We start from the raw sequence: 19186 nt of genomic DNA, 5'->3' as shown, positions 1-19186 counted from the left end.
TCACAACAGCAATTATTTATCAGCCTTGGCACAAGGGAAGAGCGGTAAGCAGGGAGCAGGCGTAGAAAGCAAAACTACGATACACCCAGAAGCGCTCCACCTTGCTGAACGCCCTTCAGGGCGAACCGGGTGACAACCCAGGGGATTCAGCCCCTGCGGTCGATGAAGTGAATACCGCGTCTCATCTCATCTCGGCATCGCTCCCCCTCGGATATCATTAACGGACGGCGGATCCTCCGATATCGTACCTGGGCGACGCTCCTCTTCTGGCTTGCGCACTGAAAGCGCAAGTACGTCGTTACAAATAGCGGGTTCTCCCGCCGCTGTCAATAAACAAACGCCGCGCAGGTGCATTTATCAAGAAAAGGGATCTCAATTGGCGATTTACGGGATACAATCGAATGAGCGATTTTTGATTTCATTCTCGGAGAGAAGATCATTGTTATGAAAAATATTAACCCAAGCCAAACCGCCGCGTGGCAAGCATTGCAACAACATTTTGATGTCATGAAAGATGTGCGGATCAAAGATTTATTTGCGCAGGACAGCCAGCGTTTTGAGCGTTTTTCCGCCACCTTCGGCGATCAGATGCTGGTGGATTACTCCAAAAACCGCATTACGGCGGAAACCCTGGACAAATTGCAGGCCCTCGCGCGGGAAACCGATCTGGCCGGCGCCATCAACTCCATGTTTTCCGGCGAGAAAATCAACCGTACCGAAGACCGTGCGGTGTTGCACGTCGCGCTGCGTAACCGCAGCAACACGCCGATCCTGGTCGATGGCAAGGATGTCATGCCGGAGGTGAATGCCGTTCTGGAAAAAATGAAGAAATTCAGCGAGCGCGTCATCGGAGGCGAGTGGAAAGGCTATACCGGCAAGGCGATTACCGATGTGGTGAATATCGGCATCGGTGGTTCCGACCTGGGGCCGTATATGGTCACTGAAGCGTTGAAACCGTATAAAAATCATCTGAATATGCACTTTGTCTCCAACGTTGACGGTACGCATATCGCCGAAACGCTGAAGCCGCTTAATCCTGAAACGACGCTGTTCCTGGTTGCCTCCAAAACCTTCACCACGCAGGAAACCATGACCAACGCGCACAGCGCGCGCGACTGGTTCCTGAAAACCGCGCAAGACGAAAAACATGTGGCAAAACACTTTGCCGCGCTGTCTACCAATGCCAAAGCCGTCGGCGATTTTGGCATTGATACCGACAATATGTTTGAGTTCTGGGACTGGGTCGGCGGACGTTATTCCCTGTGGTCGGCGATTGGCCTGTCCATCATCCTTTCGCTGGGTTTTGAGAATTTTGAGCAGTTGCTCAGCGGCGCTCATGCCATGGATAAACACTTCGCCTCTACGCCGGCGGAGCAAAACCTGCCGGTGCTGTTGGCGTTGATCGGTATCTGGTACAACAATTTCTTCGGCGCGGAAACGGAAGCCATTCTGCCGTATGACCAATACATGCATCGTTTCGCCGCCTATTTCCAGCAGGGGAATATGGAGTCCAACGGTAAATACGTCGATCGCAACGGCAACCCCGTCGATTATCAAACCGGTCCGATTATCTGGGGTGAACCGGGAACCAACGGTCAGCATGCGTTTTATCAATTGATTCACCAGGGTACCAAGCTGGTTCCTTGCGATTTCATCGCGCCGGCGATCAGCCACAACCCATTAAGCGATCACCATAGCAAGCTGCTGTCCAACTTCTTTGCCCAGACTGAAGCGCTGGCGTTTGGTAAGAGCCGTGACGTGGTGGAAGCCGAGTTCGCCGCGGCGGGTAAAAAGCCGCAAGAGGTCGAACACGTCGCGCCGTTCAAAGTCTTTGAAGGCAACCGCCCGACCAACTCCATTCTGCTGCGTGAAATTACGCCATACAGCCTGGGCGCCCTGATCGCGCTATACGAACACAAAATCTTCACCCAGGGCGCGATCCTGAACATCTTCACTTTTGACCAGTGGGGAGTGGAATTGGGTAAACAACTGGCGAATCGCATTTTGCCGGAGCTGCAAGACGCGAAAGAGGTCAGCGGCCACGATAGCTCGACCAACGGTCTGATTAACCGCTTCAAACAGTGGCGCGCTTAAGTCAGCCGTAATGAAAAAAGGCGGGATTCCCGCCTTTTTTACTGCCGCCGCTTAGAGATTGATTGGGATTTCGACGCCTACACCGGCACCGACATCGTCGCTGGTGCTGTTATCGCTATCGGTGTACCACACGCGGGTATCAAATTTCACTTTTGACTGGAAGTCATAGCCCCAGCCAAGTTCTATGCCTTTCAGCGTATCGGAACGCGGGAAGGCCTGATTGATATTTTGATCGTTCGGATTCACCCTGGCATAGGTTATCCGGGTGCTCCAGCGTTGTCCGTCATCCAGCGCCAGTTCCACTTTCCCGGACAGCATGCGGCCGTCGCCGCCCATAGCATGCCCCAGCGGATAGCCTTGCTGGTAGTAGCCCCCTTTATAGATATGGTGAGCATAGACATAATTTAAGCGGGAGTCGTCGGCGCGGGTGGTGGCGCCTTCAATGTACCAGTTGATGGTGGATGTACCCCATTCCGGATGACCTTCCAGACCGAGCAGATAGGTGTTTTGCGAGGGCAGCATGCCGGCCTCGTCTTCACCGACCAACTGACCGTACAGGCTGACGGGCAGACCCGTTAACGGTTGTAACTTCAGTTTGAAATCAAAGCTGGCTAATTGGTTGCCTGGCTCATTTTGCGTCCCGGTATTGTCTTTCCCCGCCACGCCATCCCAGAACGATCCCCATGACTGAGGTCGACCTTCGCCGCCCCACATCATGATGCGCGACGCGCCCAGTTCAATAAAGTTGGTCGGCATCAGCGTCAGGCGTCCGCCGATAAGTTTGGCTTCAGGCACCGTATAATACTGTTCGAGCTGGCCGGCGGAGAGCTGATACTGCCAGCGGCCAATCCACGAAAGCCAGGGCGTTTCGAACGGGGACTGGTCGGCGCGCTGTAACATAAAACCGGTTACCGGCCGAGCGGCGTCAGAACGGATCAAACTGCCGTCATAGCCCGGCCCCCACCATTGGGAGATTTTGCCGAATGAGAGCCATTGATTGAAAATTTTAATCGCGCCGTAAGAGCCATCCATATTCCAGCGGGATTGATCTTCAATCCGCTGGTTGCCTTCAACCGTCCCTTTAAGATTAACATCCCAGAACTCATCGCTGGCGCCGGCGCCGATAGAAAGCGCATGGTCGCTGGCGTGGGTGCCGCCAAAGCCCTGCGGTAATCCCGGTTTATCGCTGGAGGCATAGCCGGTAATACGGACATTGGATTTCAGATTGTTGATGCGTTGCTCAACTCTGCTGATGACGTTCCTTTCCGTCGCGGTAACGGGTTTCGCCTGCGAAAGAACCGCGTCGATTTCTTCCTGACTCAACGGCCAGGTGGAAAGGCTGACGTTAATCACGCCGCGGTCTGAAAGCCATGCGAGATCGTTGCGTAGGGTATCGTCCGTTGTAATGAGTCCTGCGGCCTGGCTGGTCGCAACGCATAGAAACATGCCGCTGGCCGCTAATAATATTTTTTTTGTGTACATGTTGTCGATTTCCTTAAAGGGAAAGACCTCGGCTTGTTATTTCTCGTTTTATCAAAGCGTTAAACGAACAATGAGTACCCGCTGTTAATTCGATAGATTGATCGAGGGGGAGATGTACAAGGAAGAGCGAAAATAAGGCTGCGCTTTTTATCCGGTTATTAATACGCGTATTGTCTGGTTTTTCGCCTTTTCAGACAAAACCTAAAGCCGCTTACCGGCTGGTGCCAGGACTCGTCAATATTTTTTCATTTACTATCAATTCATTGAGCGATGAATCATCTTCATTGGCTTTTACGGTATAGAATGTTAAATGTGGTCGTGGCATGAATAGCAACGGGAATGGCATCGCAGGATGATGAATCCCGGCATAGTTTATTTTTTTAATATCATGGAGGGGAAAATGCGGATCCGCGTATTACTCGGTCTTTCTGCTGCCGTGTTGTTGGCAGGATGCAGTACCACCAATCAACTCAGTCCCGCAGGGCAAGCCGTTACGTTTACGGAGACTCAACCGTCCAGCGAATGTCAGTTACTCGGCCAGGTTAGCGGCACCCAGAGTAACTGGTTCTCCGGCAATCATAATGAGGCCACTTCAATGCGCGGCGCGGCGAATGATTTGCGCAATAAGGCGGCGGCAATGGGGGGAAATACCCTTTATGGCGTGAGCAGCCCGAGTGAGACAGTCTGGTCAAGTTTTGTTCCACTGGACAGCAAGATGGTCGGCAGCGTTTATAAATGCCCGCAGCCCTGAATCAGCACGAACTGCCCGGCGATCGATTCCCGGGCAGCGCTGTTCGTTTCCGCTTTACAGATGCTGTTTCAGGTTCAGGTCCAATGGCGTTTTACTGGCTTCCCCGCCAATTTCCCGCGCCAGTCGGGGAACCAGATAGCCAGACACCTTGGTCAGCAGGGCTTTGACCAGCGTACGCGCTTGCTCATCATCAATGAGAAAGTGAGCCGCCCCCTGAACTTTATCCAAGACATGGAGATAATAGGGAAGAATACCGGCGTCAAACAGGGCGCGACTTAAGTCCGCCAGCGTATCCGCGTTGTCATTAACGCCGCGTAGCAGTACGCTTTGGTTCAGTAATGTGACGCCCGCCTGGCGTAAACGAACCATACTTTGTGTTAAATCAGGATCGATTTCCTGCGCATGGTTAATATGCGTGACCAGCAATACCTGAAGCGATGTTTGCGCCAGGCGCTGGCATAACGCTTCGGTGATGCGTGCCGGAATGACCACCGGTAAACGGCTGTGGATACGCAGTCGCTTCAAGTGGGGAATCGCTTCCAGCTCGGTTATCAACCAGTCAAGCTCCTGGTCTTTCGCCATCAACGGATCGCCGCCGGAAAAAATGATTTCATCCAGCTCATGATGTTGACGGATATAGTCCAAAGCCTGGCGCCAGTTTGCTTTATTGCCCTGATTTTCCTGATACGGAAAATGCCTGCGGAAACAATAACGGCAGTTAACCGCGCAGGCGCCTTTGACCAGCAACAGCGCTCGGTTATGGTATTTGTGAAGCAATCCCGGCACCACGCTATGCTGTTCATCCAACGGGTCATGCGTGAAGCCCGGCGCGGCGACGAATTCTTCGCGTGCGGTTAGAACCTGCAATAGCAGCGGATCGCGCGGATTTCCCTTTTGCATCCGTGCGGCAAACGCCCGCGGGACGCGCAGTGGGAAAAGCCTGCGGGCATCATTTCCTTGCCGCAGTTCAGCATGGTGGTTTAGCGCCAGAAGTTGCAGTAATTCATCAGGATCGGTAATTACGTCCGCAAGTTGCTGCAACCAATCTTCTCTGGAAGGTATATTTAGGGTTACAATGTGTGCCATTTTTTGGCTTAGTACCAGTATTAAATTATAGAGGGCCTTTATGGCGACTTATTTTAGCAACGATTTCCGTTCCGGTCTTAAAATCATGTTCGAAGGTGAGCCTTACGCTGTCGAATCAAGTGAGTTCGTCAAACCGGGTAAAGGCCAGGCTTTCGCTCGCGTGAAAATGCGTCGTTTACTGACCGGCAAGCTGATTGAAAAAACCTTCAAATCCACCGACTCCGCCGAAGGCGCCGATGTCATGGATATGAACCTGACTTACCTGTACAACGACGGCGAATTCTGGCATTTCATGAATAACGAAACGTTCGAACAGCTGGCGGCGGACGAGAAAGCGGTTGGCGATAACGCCAAATGGCTGCTCGATCAGGCTGAGTGCATCGTAACGTTGTGGAACGGTCAGCCTATCGCGGTAACGCCGCCGAACTTTGTGGAACTGGAAATCGTCGATACCGATCCGGGTCTGAAAGGCGATACCGCCGGTACGGGCGGTAAACCTGCGACCCTGACCACCGGCGCGGTTGTTAAAGTGCCGTTGTTTGTGCAGATTGGCGAAGTGATTAAAGTAGACACCCGTTCCGGCGAATATGTCTCTCGCGTTAAGTAATTAAGTTTTTTGAAAAAGCCGCCGCCGCTCTGGCGGTTTTTTTTCGCCTTGCCGCGCCTGATATCGCCATTAATCCGAAAAGTTCCACGGAACGGCCCATATTGACTACGCTTAAAGAGACATTTTCCTACCACTAAAATAATTATTCTCATTAAGAAGGAATTACTCATGTTAAAGAAAAGCCTTGTTGCCATTTTCTCTGTATTGATTTTGTCTGCCGTCGTTGGTTGCAACACGACGCGCGGTGTCGGACAGGATGTTGAGGCCGGTGGCGAAGCGATACAGCGTAGCGCGCAGTAAGTAATAAATGTTTTCATATTGAGGGAAATGCTGCAATAGCGTTTTCCTCTGAACGACGACATAATGCGGCGATGAATCGAAGGGAGAAAAACGATGTCGCCGTTAGTCATCACTGTAAGTATGCTGACACTCAGTAACGTGTTTATGACGTTTGCCTGGTATGGTCATTTACGCTATTTCAGCGGTCGCACCTGGCTGATTGCCGCGCTGGTCAGTTGGGGAATTGCTTTATTTGAGTATTTATTACAGGTTCCCGCTAACCGGATCGGTTATCAGGTTGCGTCGGCGGGACAGCTTAAAATATTGCAGGAAGTTATCAGCCTTACTGTATTCATTCCTTTTTCAATGATTATTTTAAAAGAGCCTTTCCGAACGGATTATATCTGGGCGGGGTTATGCTTATTAGGCGCGGTATTCTTTATGTTTCGCGATAAAATTATGGGGTGATGATCAGCGTATTCTTTGCTGCCGGCGGTGCCTGGGCTAAATCCTGTTTCGTCATCGCCATTCGCTGCTTGTTATCGCTTTTTGCAGACCGTTATTATTCATAGCTGACATAATTAGCTGCGTATTACTCATACCGCTGTGTTTCTCACTCGCCGTATTAATTGTTTTTTGCGCGCTTCGCGCCGCTTACCTATTCACGTTAAAAAAACGGCCTGCATCGGCAGGCCGTTAATGACGGGCAATCGACTTACAAAGTGACGACGCCAATAATGGTGACGACGCTCAGAATAGCCGCCAGACCATAGAAAACCCATTTCCCGGCAGGGATGTGAATTTTCAGATCGTGCATGGAGTGGTGAATACGGTGTAAACCACACCAGATGGGCAGAGTAATCATCAGCAGCAGGAATACGCGGCCGATAAAACTCTGACTGAACGCGATGATGCGTTCATAGCTCAGCGCATCCGGAAACAGACCGAGGGGCAGCAGAATACCGACCAGCAGAATGATTACCGGAGAGAAAATTGCGCTCCACATACCACCTGCGCCGAATAATCCCCAGAAAGGCGGTTCATCGGAACGTTTTGGCATTTGATTAATCACGTTTTCCTCCTGATCAGAATAGTAAGGCGATAGCCAAAACGGCCAGCGTTACTATAATGGTGACCGCCCACAGCCCTTTAACAATCGGCTCCGGCCCTATTTTCTCGTCTTTTACCACGATGTTGGCGGCTTTAGGCGCTAGGTCAAACCAGGTTTTGGTTTGCAGCACCGCGGCCAGCAAGGCGATGATGTTGATGAGCAGCACCAGCGGGTTTTGCAGGAAACCAACAAAATGCGCCCAGCTTTCCGGACCATTCTTCAGCGAGAAGACGCCGCACATCAGGACGATGCTGAACCATACGGCGGGTACCGCCGTGCCTTCGCGCAGCATATAAAAGCGGTAGAAACCCAGCTTTTTCCACCAGGATGGCGACATGTCGCGGACATACGCTTTACGTTTGGATGTCATTGTTGTCCCTCCCTTATTGTGGTTTCAGCATAGCGATCATGAAGTCTTTCGCACTTTCAACCTTGCCTTGCTGAATAGCGGCGGCAGGGTCGACGTGCTTCGGACAAACCTCTGAGCAGTAACCCACGAACGTACAGCTCCAGACCCCGTTATCGCCGTTGATCTGCGGCATACGCTCTTTCTTACCGTGATCGCGGTTATCCAGATTGTAACGGTGCGCCAGGGTGATGGCGGCGGGACCGATGAACTCAGGGTTCAGGCCAAACTGCGGGCAAGCGGCATAGCAAAGACCGCAGTTGATACAACCGGAGAACTGGTGGTATTTCGCCATCTGAGCCGGCGTTTGCTTGTTCGTGCCGTCCGCAGGTTTACGATCGTTGCCGATGATGTAGGGCTTGATGGCTTCCAGACTTTCAATGAAGTGGGTCATATCGACCACCAAATCACGTTCGATCGGGAAGTTGCCCAACGCTTCAACCTTCATGCCTTTTGTGTAATCACGCAGGAACGTTTTGCAGGCCAGCTTGGGAACATTGTTCACCATCATGCCGCATGATCCGCAGATTGCCATACGGCAGGACCAGCGGTAGGAGAGATCGGCAGCCAGGTTATCTTTGATATAACCTAACGCATCCAGTAAAGACGTTTGTTTGTTGTAAGGAACTTCATACGTCTCAAAATGCGGCGCGCTGTCCTGTTCAGGGTTATAGCGCATGACTTCCATTTTCAGGATTTGCATCTCATCAGCCATTCGCCTGCTCCTTCTTGCTTTTATCCTGAGCATCCCCTTCCGCGCCATAAACACGTTTGGCCGGGGGCAGTTTAGTGATTTTCACTTCGCTGTAATCCAGGCGTGGCGCGCCTTCAGGGCTATAAAAAGCCAGCGTATGCTTCAGGTAGTTTACATCATCACGCTCGGTGCAGCCTTCATCCAGACGCTGGTGGGCGCCGCGGGACTCTTTACGATTGATGGCCGAGTGCGCCATACATTCCGCCACATCCAGGCTGTGACCCAGCTCAATGGTGTAGAGCAGGTCGGTGTTGAATACGCTGGAGTGGTCGGTAATCTTCACCCGTTTGAAGCGTTCTTTCAGCTCGGATAATTTATCAACGGTTTTCTGCATCAGATCCGTGGTGCGATAAATACCGCAGCCTTCTTCCATCGTGATGCCCATCTCGTCGCGGATTTTCGACCAGTTTTCGTTGCCTTCCTGTTTCATCAGGTCATGCAGACTCTGTTCGATATCACGGGTTTGCGCATCCAGCGCGCCGCCGTTAGCCGGCGCCGCTTCCTGAGAACGCTGAACCGCCTGTTCGCCCGCGATGCGGCCGAATACCACCAGCTCGGCCAGCGAGTTGGATCCCAGACGGTTCGCGCCATGCAGACCGACGGATGAGCATTCGCCGACGGCAAACAGACCTTTGATTCGGGTTTCGCAGGTTTGATTGGTTTCGATGCCGCCCATGGTGTAGTGCGCGGTAGGACGAATAGGGATCGGCTCTTTAACCGGATCGACGTCGACGTAGGCTTTTGCCAGTTCACAGATGAACGGCAGGCGTTCTTTAAGCTTTTTCTCGCCGAGATGGCGCAGGTCAAGGTAAACCACGTCGCCCAGCGGGGTGGAGATGGTGCGGCCGGCGCGCCATTCATGCCAGAAAGCCTGAGAAACCTTGTCGCGAGGCCCCAGCTCCATGTATTTGTTTTTCGGTTCGCCCAACGGCGTTTCCGGCCCCATGCCGTAATCCTGGAGGTAACGGTAGCCGTCTTTGTTGACCATGATGCCGCCTTCGCCGCGGCAGCCTTCGGTCATCAAAATACCGGAACCCGGCAGGCCGGTCGGGTGATACTGTACGAATTCCATATCGCGCAGCGGCACGCCGTGGCGGAACGCTATGCCCATGCCGTCGCCGGTCACGATGCCGCCGTTGGTGTTATACCGATACACGCGGCCGGCGCCGCCCGTAGCCATAATGACTGAATTCGCCCGGATTTGAACCAATGAGCCTTCCATCATATTGATGGCGACGACGCCGCGGGCATGGCCGTCATCAACCAGAACATCCAGGACAAAATGCTCATCAAAACGTTGGATTTGTGGGTATTTGAGGGAGGTTTGGAACAAGGTGTGCAGCATATGGAAGCCGGTTTTATCCGCGGCAAACCAGGTTCGTTCTATTTTCATCCCGCCGAATCGGCGAACGTTGACAGAACCATCAGGTTTACGGCTCCATGGGCAGCCCCATTGTTCCAACTGAATCATTTCTTCAGGACAGTGATGGACGAAGGTATCGACAACATCTTGTTCACACAGCCAGTCGCCACCGGATACGGTGTCGTTGAAATGATAATCAAAGCTATCGTGGTCCTGAGTGACCGCTGCTGATCCGCCTTCTGCCGCCACGGTATGGCTACGCATTGGGTAGACTTTTGAGATCAGCGCAATTTTCAGTTGGGGATTTGCTTCGGCGGCGGCAATTGCCGCGCGTAAGCCAGCGCCCCCGGCCCCGATAATGGCCACATCGGCATTAAAGGTTTGCACTGCATTCCTCCAGTTACTTAAGTTAATTAAGTTAAAATAAGAAAATAACTTCTATTCATCTCAGTCTTTATATATCTGCTTAATTATTAGCGCATTAAGCCACATAAAAAATGTCTTAAGGACATATTAAGAATAGATAAACCTCTATTTTTTGTGTGGAAATGATTATAGCGAATTAGATTCAAATGAAATTTGATGTGATCCAGCATTTTGTGTTTTTTTCAGGGTGTACTGGAATTACTTATAAAAACGTGATCGAAAGGCTTATTTGCCAGGAAATAATGCTTTTATTTCTTTAATAACTCTTTTACCCAAGATATAAAAAAATCTTTCACTGAATATAAATGTATGGCGGGCTGAGGAATCCTCACAAAAATACTTTTTTTGTATTTTATATTTAACATGCTGATATTAAATACAAAATCAGTGTTTAAGCTGTTCACCCCATGGCGTAAGAAATTACGCTGAGGTGGACGACCCCGCGAATGAGCCGCAAGGATGCGGCTCAAGCCAGTGCCGCGTCGGGAACGCGTCACTGGTGGTTCGAGAAAGGGGACGGCCGCCGAAGGAACCGCGTTACCGGCGTGATTTCAGCCACAAGCCCGGGTTCGGAGGGTGGTGGCGTTTGAACCACCCTGCGTCGGGCGCGTGCTACGACGTAGCAGAAAAATGGCGGCTTTATCGCGCACGAAATATTCTCCGGCGTTACATATTTCAATTTCTGGGGATCCCTCAGCCCTGCGGGTCGCCGCAAGCGTCGTTTAAAATCGCTCCCGGCGATTTTTTATGGCGGGCTATCCTTGCCCGCCACCCTTCGGGCCGCCGCAAGCGGCGTTTAAAATCGCTCCCGGCGATTTTTTCCTCTGGAAATTTTTGTTTGTCCGCGTTGATGCGGGTAGACTGCTCCACCTGTTTGACTTTGGAGTAATAACCATGAGCGAAACGACAAGTTGGCAACCCAGCGCCTCTGTCGCTACTTTGTTAAAGCGCGCGTCGATAGTTTCCGCTATCCGGCGTTTTTTCACCGATCGTGGGATACTGGAGGTTGAAACGCCGGCGATGAGCCGGGCTACGGTAACGGATGTCTACATGTGTCCGTTTCAGACCCGCTTCGTCGGGCCGGGCGCCGCGGATGGCATGACGCTGTATTTGATGACCAGCCCGGAATATCACATGAAACGTTTGCTTGCCGATGGCAGCGGCCCGATCTTTCAACTGTGCCGCAGTTTCCGCAATGAAGAATCCGGCCGCTACCATAACCCGGAATTCACCATGCTGGAGTGGTATCGCCCGCACTATGATATGTATCGCCTGATGAATGAAGTCGATGACTTGTTGCAGCAGGTGCTGGAGAGTGAAAGCGCGGAGCTGCTCTCGTATCAGCAGGCTTTCTTGCGCCATCTGGATCTCGACCCGCTTTGCGCCGACAAAGCTCAACTGCGTGAAGCGGCGGAAAAACTGGGATTGGGCGATATCGCCTGTCGTGAAGAAGACAGAGACGCCCTGGTGCAGATGCTGTTCACCTTTGGCGTTGAGCCGAATATCGGCGGCGAAAAGCCGACGTTTGTTTATCATTTTCCGGCGACGCAGGCTTCGCTGGCCGAAATCAGTACCGAGGATAACCGGGTCGCCGAACGTTTTGAGGTCTATTTTAAAGGCATCGAACTGGCGAATGGTTTCCGTGAATTAACCGACAGTGATGAGCAGCGTCAGCGTTTTGAGCAGGACAACCGCAAACGCGCTTCTCTGGGTCTGACGCAGCAACCGATTGATGAAAATTTGCTGGCCGCATTAAAGCACGGTCTGCCTGAATGTTCGGGGGTGGCGCTGGGCGTCGATCGCCTGATTATGCTGGCATTGGGGGCTGAGAAGCTGAGCGACGTCATCGCTTTCTCCGTCGACCGCTCCTGACGGGCTGGCGTCACGGCATGCAGGTCGGGTGCGACGCTCTCGCACCCGACCGTTCTTTTTTTACATCTGCGCTTACTTAAAGGCCGCCGGTGGTTCGGCTGTCGCCTGAAGACAACGTCCTTCCTTTACGCGATAAATTATCCATCCGCACCTGGAATGGCGGGAACGGCATGACCAGATTGTGTTTGCGATAATTTTCCAGAATCAGTTGGTGAAGTTCGTGACGCAATGGCATGCGATGCCCCATTTCGGCCGCGAAAATACGCAGTTCGAACAGCTGGATACCTTGCTGTAAATCGACCAGAAACGCTTCCGGCGCAGGATTATCCAGAATCAGCGAACAGCGGCTGACCGCATCCATGAGCAAATCCGTGACTTCTTTACTGTCGGCGTCCGCGGGCGCCGGTATGGTCAACACTACGCGCGTCACCGAGTCGGACAAGGACCAGTTGATAAACTGCTCGGTGATAAAGGCTTTGTTCGGCACGATGATCTCTTTGCGGTCCCAGTCCGATATGGTGGTCGCACGGGTATTAATGCGCATGATGCTGCCGGTAAGATCGCGAATAGTCACGGTATCGCCGATACGTATTGGTTTTTCGAACAGGATAATCAGCCCGGAAATAAAGTTGGCGAAAATTTCCTGTAAGCCGAAGCCCAAGCCGACACCCAGCGCGGCGACCAGCCATTGCAGTTTGGACCACTCAATTCCGATGAGCGAGAAGCCCATCATGCAGCCAATCAGCATCAGGATATATTTACTGATGGTGGTGATGGCATAGCCGCTGCCGGGGGAGAGATCCAGATGCTGCAACAGCACCAGTTCAAGCAGCGCGGGCAGGTTGCGCACAAGTTGCGCGGTAATGACGAAGATAAGCACCGCAATCAGAACGGAGCCCAGGGTAATGGACTGAATGCTTTCAACGCCCTGTACCGTACTGGTCACGTCCCACAGGCTGATATTTTCCATAAAAGCAAACGCGGAATGAATCTCAGACCACAGCACGATCACTGAAACCAGGGCGATGAGCGTCAGAATGGAACGCACCAACTGCAATGATTTGGCGCTGATGGCGTCCAGATCCACCACCGGCTCTTCAACCGCTTCCGAGCCGCTCTCATGCGAGGAGGCGGACGGCGAGTCGTCTTCGCCGCGGGCGCGCTGCGCCAGAATTTCCGAACGCCGATGCTTGGCGCGATCGAAAGCGATACGCCTGCGCTGGATCAGCATCCAGCGACGAATAATGTAATAAACGATTAGCAGGAAGAACCAGATCGAAACCGAGGTTTCCAGCCGCACCAGCAACGCCTGGGCGGTGGTCAGATAGCCGATGCAGGACGCCAGCGCGGCGACCAGCGGCACGCAGATCAGCAGGTTCCACATCGCCCGATTAACCTGATTTTCCCCCGAACCTTCTTTATCCAGATAAAGGGGAATACCCGCCCGTTTCAGGCCGGTGGTGACCAGACTCAGCGCCATGCAAAGCAGGATAAAGCACAAGCGCCCCAGCGTGCTGGAAAATTCGCGATCGTTAAGTTTATCAAAGGTAATCAACGCCATGATTAACGGCACGATAAACGCGATCGACAAACGGTAATAGCGCATGGCCCGGGCAACCCGATCGGGCGACCAGCGGAAGTGGGCGATAAACAAGCCCTGCGGATGCGAGAATGACGCGCTGATCATCACCACCCACATTAACGGCACGGTGGCGGTAACGCTGTCGCCGATCGCCACGGCTATCGGATAGGGCCAGGCGTTTTGCAACCCATAACCCCAGGCGGCCCAGAGCACCGGCAGCGGCAATGCTGCCAGAATTGACCAAAAGACGGTACGCAGCGTCAGGGAAAATTGGTCGAGCGTGACCTTACCCACCCGGCTGCTGGCCCGTTCCAGGAACGCATGGTAATGACGGCGGGAACTGATGCTGAATCCGACCAGCAGCAGCGCGCCCAACAGGGGGATCACGGTTTCACGGCTGGTGACCATCATCACCATGGCGCTGCCGAGCTGGGTCAGGGTATCCAGCGACAGCAGGCGAGTGAGGTCTTGCACCAGCTTCAGCGGGTAGGAAAAGGTGATGGGATCGACATCGGCGACCCAGAAAAGGTAACGGTGCGCCGCCTCCCGGGTTTCGTTCAGGGCGTCGACCAACTGACTGTTGGCCACCTTGAGTTTGGTCAGTTCCAGAATTTGCGTATCGCAGCCGGAAATCAACGAGGTCAGCAGATTGCGCTGGGTGCGCAACTGATCGGTCAGGATACGCTGTTGCGAGCTGGTCAGCGGCGAGCCGTCATCCTGTTTGGTCTTATCCATCTCGTGGGGCTTATTAATCAAATCCTCAAAATGCAGACGTTGTACGCGCAGTTGCGCCATGTCGCTGTCCAGCATCTGTGGCTTGGGCATTTCCGGCAGTCGGGCGATCTGGGCGCGCAACGTTTCTCCCAATACCGGCGACACGCCGAGCCACTGGGACTGCTCGCGAATGGTGCTCAGCGCCTGACGAACCTGAAGGGTTTGCGTCGTGGCCTGACGTTGCTGAGACGCGATAAGGTCCATGCGCTGCGCCTGTTGGTTCAGGGCAACGGACAGTTCGCGGTTGATTTTCAATTGTTCGCTGATGACGGAAGGCAAGTCGCCGCTTTGTTCAACCAGCAGTTCGGTTTTTTCAAGCGCCTGTTCGGCCTCTTTTTGTCGCAGGTTATTAATTCTGCCGCGCAGGTTCTGTAGATGAATATCCAGATTATCGTGGCGTTTTTTATACAGCTCGACGCGTAAACGGGATAACTCCTGACGGCTGCTGGCGGATAACTGCGCCAGTTCCAACTCATCAACCCGGCTTTTACGCAACGCGGCTTCCGCCTGCAAGGCGGAGAGCTGGGCCTGCGTCAGCGGCGACGACGGCGTACCCAATAGCTGGATGCGGCGCTCTATATCGCTGAGCGACCGGCTGGCTTCGGTTTGTTGTTGCGGCAGTTGCCCCAGGGAATCGCTGATTTCCCGCAGGCGATCCTGCTCTTGCTGGAGTTGACGGGCCTGCTCCAGAAGTTGGCTGCTGGCCTGTAAAGTTTGCTGCTCAAGATCGTTAACCGACAGGCTTTCCGGGATCGCCGACGGCTTGTCGTCTTCCGCCGTTATCTGACGCCGCAGATCCTGTATGAGCTTGGGAAAATCATCAATGACGCGCTGATACTGCTCCGCGCGCTCACGCGATTCGTTACGTTCCTGCAACGCATTCAGGGCGAGCCGCAACTCTTCGACAATCGAAGCCTGGTCGGCGGCGCCTTTATTCGCTTCTGCGAGCTGTAATTGTTGGCGTAACTGCCCTTCACTGGGCAATGACGCCGCCAACGAGGCGGTTGATAACAAACATCCCAGCAGAAAAATCGCAATCAGACGCACGCTTAGCCTACCTTTAACTGGCAATGATAACGGGGGTGGTGAGTGACGGCGCAGCGGGGTATTAGCCCGGCTCATCCGTCTTATCGGCATCGGCCGCATTTAGCTCAGCCGGTCTCGGTTGTTCGGCTACCTCGCTCGCCGCGCTTTCCCGCGGCGTTGCATCCGCCTGCTCACCCTGTACAGACTCGGCGAACGGTTCGCCCATGCGCGTCACGCTGAGGCAATTGAGGTTGGCGGAGAACTGAATCTGATCCGGCGAGAACAGGTTGATCACCGTGGATCCCAGTTTAAAGCGCCCCATTTCCTGACCTTTCGCCAGCTCGATGGCGCCTTCCTCTCCGGCGCGAGGATAGGTCCAGCGCTGAATAATGCCTTCCCGCGGCGGCGTGACGATCCCCGCCCAGACGGTTTCGACGCTGCCGACGATGGTCGCGCCGACCAGAATCTGCGCCAGCGGGCCGAATTCGGTGTCGAACAGACAGATAACGCGTTCGTTGCGGGCGAAGAGATTCGGGACGTTCGCCGCCGTCAACAAATTCACAGAGAACAAATCGCCGGGGACATAAATCATTTCCCGCAGTACGCCGTCGCACGGCATATGGACGCGGTGATAATCGCGCGGCGATAAATAGGTGGTGGCGAACATGCCGTTGCGGAACAGGTCGGCCATGACGTAGTTTCCCGCCAGCAGCGCTTCCAGCGAGTAATGATGATTTTTGGCCTGGATCAGTTTGTCGTCGGTAATGGCGCCAAACTGCGACAATACGCCGTCGGCGGGCTGCACCAGCCGATGGGCGTGCGGATCGATAGGGCGGGCATCCGCTCTCAGCGGACGGACGAAAAATTCGTTAAAGGTGCGGTAAGCGGCGGTATCAGGTTGCTGCGCTTCCTGCATATTGACCTTGTAATAGCGGACGAACAGATCGATCACCAGAGTGGTGAGTTTACCTGCCGCCTTATCGGCTCCCCAGCCAGCCAAGCGGGTCAGCCAGATTTTGGGAAGCCAATACTGTAATTTGATTTTGATGTTATCCAGCACAGTGAGCCTCTTGGAGTTGTGGTGCGCCATAAAAAATCGCCGGGAGCGATTTTTAACGCTGCCTGCGGCGGCCCATAGGGGGGCGGGCATGGATAGCCCGCCATAAAAAATCGCCGGGAGCGATTTTTAACGCTGCTCGCGGCGGCCCGAAGGGTGGCGGGCGGGGATAGCCCGCCATAAAAAATCGCCGGGAGCGACGTTTAACGCTGCTTGCGGCGACCCGTAGGGCAGCGGGCAGGGATAGCCCACTATTAAGGGTGCGCATTGTAGCGACGGATAAGATAAATGTCAGTTATCCGTATCGGAAAAGGTTTTACGCGTTTTTACCTGAGCCATGCTTTCCAAAATCCGGTGATAGTTATCAAAACGTTCTTCGGCGATATCGCCGCGTTCGACCGCCGCGCGGATCGCGCAGCCCGGATCGTTGTCATGGCTACAGTCGCGGAATTTACAACTGCCCATATATTCACGAAATTCAACGAAGCCGCTGGTGACCTGTTCCGGCTCCAGGTGCCAGAGACCGAACTCGCGAACGCCCGGCGAATCAATGACATCTCCGCCATGAGGGAAATGATAAAGCCGGGCCGCGGTGGTGGTATGTTGCCCCAGCCCTGAATTATCCGACACCTCGTTGACCAGAATATCCTCGCCCAGCGCCAGCAGCGCATTGAGCAGGCTGGATTTGCCCACCCCTGATTGCCCGGCGAAGATACTGATACGCCCGGTCAGCGCCTGTTCCAGTTCGGCGATGCCCTGTTGCGTATGGCTGGAAACCATAATCACCGGATAGTTGAGCGCACGGTAGATATCCATCAGGCCGTCAACGAACTGACGCGCTTCTTCGTCCAGGAGATCGATCTTGTTGAGCACGATCAACGGCTCGACTTCCAGCGTTTCGCAAGCGACCAAATAGCGATCGATGATATTAAGGGAGAGTTCAGGGAGAATGGCCGAAACGATGACGATCTGATCGATGTTGGCAGCGATCGGTTTTACGCCGTCATAGAAGTCAGGACGAGTCAAAACGGAGCGGCGCGGGTGGACGGCTTCAACAATGCCGCTGATGCCGGCCAGAGCTTCATGTCCCGCCCGCCAGACCACGCGGTCGCCGGTAACCAGCGATTTAATGGTGCGGCGAATATTACAGCGATGCAACGTGCCGGCGGCGGATTCCACATCCGCATGCATGCCGAACCTGCTGATAATAATACCTTCCTGGGCTTCACCCAGTTGGCCATCTTCCCATTCGACCTTATTGTCCGCATGCTTAAGACGACGCTGATGGTTTGCGCTAACTCGACGTTGTTGACCTTTTGACAGTTTCTTTTTGCTCACTGAGCCTCACTTAACCGTATGATTATCGCCATGGCGACTGAAGCGACTATAATACACCCTATTTGATTTTAATTAACTGATGCCCACCAGTCGGGTATTCGGGTTGACGCCCGATTGGCGTCAACAGTCAGGTAACCGCACAATACTAAACAGGAATACCCACGATGGTAGATGAAAATAACCTAATCTGGATCGATCTTGAAATGACGGGATTGGATCCTGAGCGGGACCATATTATTGAAATTGCAACGCTTGTGACCGATGCCAATTTAAATGTATTGGCCGAAGGGCCGGTTTTGGCGGTTCATCAGCCGGATAGTCAACTGGCGTTGATGGACGACTGGAATGTGCGTACCCACGGCGCCAGCGGGTTGATTGACCGGGTAAAAGCCAGCAAGGTTGATGAGCGCGCGGCTGAACTGGAAACGCTGGCGTTCCTGCAAAAATGGGTGCCTGCGGGCAAGTCGCCCATTTGCGGCAACAGCATCGGACAGGATCGTCGTTTTCTGTTCCGTTATATGCCGGAACTGGAAGCCTATTTCCATTACCGCTATCTGGATGTCAGTACGCTCAAAGAACTGGCTCGCCGCTGGAAACCTGAAATTCTGGCTGGTTTTAAAAAGCAGGGTACCCATCAGGCGATGGACGACATCCGCGAGTCGCTGGCCGAACTGGCTTATTATCGTGAGCATTTTATTCAGCTTTAAACCGATCGCGCCGCGGGTGATGCATTAAGCGGAAAGGAAAATAGCATCGCATTACTCCGGTTTTGAATGCGCATTTTACCACCGCATTGCTCTTTTTATCGGCAGTCAGACGTTTTTTCATTTTCGAGGGCTTGCGGTCGAAAAGATTTCTCGTATAATGCGCACCCCGTACCGATGCAGAATTTCGCATCCGGTGCGGTCATTATCCCGAGCGGGAATAGCTCAGTTGGTAGAGCACGACCTTGCCAAGGTCGGGGTCGCGAGTTCGAGTCTCGTTTCCCGCTCCAATTCTTGTTCTATAGATGTCCAATGATGTCTGTAGTCTCCTGATTCAACAGGGTAATCGCTCTGTTGCGCATCCAGCGAAATCCACTGAAATCCACCGTCAACCACGCCGAAGTAGTACACAATTTGTTGAAGCATACTGATGCGATAAACCTATCTGAGGAATATATTGAAAAGTGGGGGAGG

The 19186-nt window shown here is 53.3% G+C and carries 16 protein-coding genes, 1 tRNA gene and 1 riboswitch; of the genes, 8 read left to right on the top strand and 9 right to left on the bottom strand.

Translation table 11 applies throughout. The annotated features are described in order from the left end of the window. Positions 1-81: 81 nt before the first annotated feature. A riboswitch (Lysine riboswitch) is annotated at positions 82-274 on the bottom strand. Between the two features lie 170 nt (positions 275-444). Then, positions 445-2094, top strand: coding sequence for a glucose-6-phosphate isomerase (gene pgi, locus ABRZ26_RS20445; RefSeq protein WP_319605962.1), 1650 nt, complete (start codon positions 445-447; stop codon positions 2092-2094). Positions 2095-2145: 51 nt separating this feature from the next. On the opposite strand, the gene ABRZ26_RS20440 is transcribed toward pgi, so the two are convergent. Then, positions 2146-3576 (bottom strand): capsule assembly Wzi family protein, encoded by a 1431-nt coding sequence (locus ABRZ26_RS20440; RefSeq protein ID WP_319605961.1) that lies wholly within the window; start codon positions 3574-3576, stop codon positions 2146-2148. Positions 3577-3976: 400 nt separating this feature from the next. Here ABRZ26_RS20440 and ABRZ26_RS20435 point away from each other — a divergent pair, with 400 nt between their 5' ends. Then, entirely contained in the window at positions 3977-4327 is a 351-nt protein-coding gene (locus tag ABRZ26_RS20435; RefSeq protein WP_319605960.1) for a DUF4156 domain-containing protein, read from the top strand. Between the two features lie 54 nt (positions 4328-4381). Here the strand turns inward: ABRZ26_RS20435 and epmB are convergent, their stop codons facing one another. After that, positions 4382-5413 (bottom strand): EF-P beta-lysylation protein EpmB, encoded by a 1032-nt coding sequence (gene epmB / locus ABRZ26_RS20430; RefSeq protein ID WP_319605959.1) that lies wholly within the window; start codon positions 5411-5413, stop codon positions 4382-4384. A gap of 40 nt (positions 5414-5453) precedes the next feature. Here epmB and efp point away from each other — a divergent pair, with 40 nt between their 5' ends. The 3 genes from efp to ABRZ26_RS20415 all read left to right on the top strand — a co-directional run bounded on the left by efp (position 5454) and on the right by ABRZ26_RS20415 (position 6767). Next, positions 5454-6020, top strand: coding sequence for an elongation factor P (efp, locus tag ABRZ26_RS20425; RefSeq protein ID WP_136168237.1), 567 nt, complete (start codon positions 5454-5456; stop codon positions 6018-6020). A gap of 168 nt (positions 6021-6188) precedes the next feature. Further along, the gene (locus ABRZ26_RS20420) at positions 6189-6320 is read left to right on the top strand and encodes an entericidin A/B family lipoprotein (RefSeq protein WP_009111250.1); all 132 of its coding nucleotides are present in this window, start codon (positions 6189-6191) and stop codon (positions 6318-6320) included. A 93-nt stretch (positions 6321-6413) separates the two neighbouring features. Then, positions 6414-6767, top strand: coding sequence for a DMT family protein (locus tag ABRZ26_RS20415; RefSeq protein WP_319605958.1), 354 nt, complete (start codon positions 6414-6416; stop codon positions 6765-6767). Positions 6768-7014: 247 nt separating this feature from the next. Here ABRZ26_RS20415 and frdD read toward each other — a convergent pair whose 3' ends face one another. From frdD to frdA, 4 genes are read right to left on the bottom strand one after another with little or no spacing between them, the layout of a single operon-like run. After that, a complete protein-coding gene (gene frdD, locus ABRZ26_RS20410) occupies positions 7015-7371 on the bottom strand; it encodes a fumarate reductase subunit FrdD (protein WP_319605957.1) in 357 nt (118 codons plus the stop codon). A gap of 13 nt (positions 7372-7384) precedes the next feature. Beyond that, positions 7385-7780, bottom strand: a complete 396-nt coding sequence (gene frdC / locus ABRZ26_RS20405; protein WP_319605956.1) for a fumarate reductase subunit FrdC — start codon at positions 7778-7780, stop codon at positions 7385-7387. A 13-nt stretch (positions 7781-7793) separates the two neighbouring features. Continuing rightward, positions 7794-8531 (bottom strand): succinate dehydrogenase/fumarate reductase iron-sulfur subunit, encoded by a 738-nt coding sequence (locus ABRZ26_RS20400; protein WP_319605955.1) that lies wholly within the window; start codon positions 8529-8531, stop codon positions 7794-7796. Beyond that, a complete protein-coding gene (gene frdA, locus ABRZ26_RS20395; protein WP_319605954.1) occupies positions 8524-10320 on the bottom strand; it encodes a fumarate reductase (quinol) flavoprotein subunit in 1797 nt (598 codons plus the stop codon). The genes ABRZ26_RS20400 and frdA overlap by 8 nt, the downstream gene beginning before the upstream one ends. 933 nt (positions 10321-11253) lie before the next feature. Between frdA and epmA the strand changes: the two genes are divergently transcribed. Continuing rightward, the gene (gene epmA / locus ABRZ26_RS20390; protein WP_319605953.1) at positions 11254-12231 is read left to right on the top strand and encodes an elongation factor P--(R)-beta-lysine ligase; all 978 of its coding nucleotides are present in this window, start codon (positions 11254-11256) and stop codon (positions 12229-12231) included. Between the two features lie 76 nt (positions 12232-12307). Here the strand turns inward: epmA and mscM are convergent, their stop codons facing one another. From mscM to rsgA, 3 genes are all read right to left on the bottom strand, one after another. Next, positions 12308-15634: a miniconductance mechanosensitive channel MscM gene (mscM, locus tag ABRZ26_RS20385; RefSeq protein ID WP_319605952.1), complete on the bottom strand. Its 3327-nt coding sequence runs from the start codon at positions 15632-15634 to the stop codon at positions 12308-12310. 61 nt (positions 15635-15695) lie between these two features. Further along, positions 15696-16673, bottom strand: a complete 978-nt coding sequence (asd, locus tag ABRZ26_RS20380; protein ID WP_319605951.1) for an archaetidylserine decarboxylase — start codon at positions 16671-16673, stop codon at positions 15696-15698. Positions 16674-16961: 288 nt separating this feature from the next. Beyond that, positions 16962-18008 (bottom strand): small ribosomal subunit biogenesis GTPase RsgA, encoded by a 1047-nt coding sequence (gene rsgA, locus ABRZ26_RS20375; protein WP_319605950.1) that lies wholly within the window; start codon positions 18006-18008, stop codon positions 16962-16964. A gap of 164 nt (positions 18009-18172) precedes the next feature. Between rsgA and orn the strand changes: the two genes are divergently transcribed. After that, positions 18173-18715: an oligoribonuclease gene (orn, locus tag ABRZ26_RS20370; RefSeq protein ID WP_319605949.1), complete on the top strand. Its 543-nt coding sequence runs from the start codon at positions 18173-18175 to the stop codon at positions 18713-18715. A 211-nt stretch (positions 18716-18926) separates the two neighbouring features. Next, a tRNA-Gly gene (locus tag ABRZ26_RS20365) sits at positions 18927-19002 on the top strand. Positions 19003-19186: the final 184 nt, after the last annotated feature.

The sequence above is a fragment of the Brenneria sp. L4-2C genome, from assembly GCF_040240335.1.
Lineage (GTDB): Bacteria > Pseudomonadota > Gammaproteobacteria > Enterobacterales > Enterobacteriaceae > Brenneria.
Note: the sequence above shows the minus strand (reverse complement) of the source record. Positions and strands in the feature narration are given on the sequence as shown.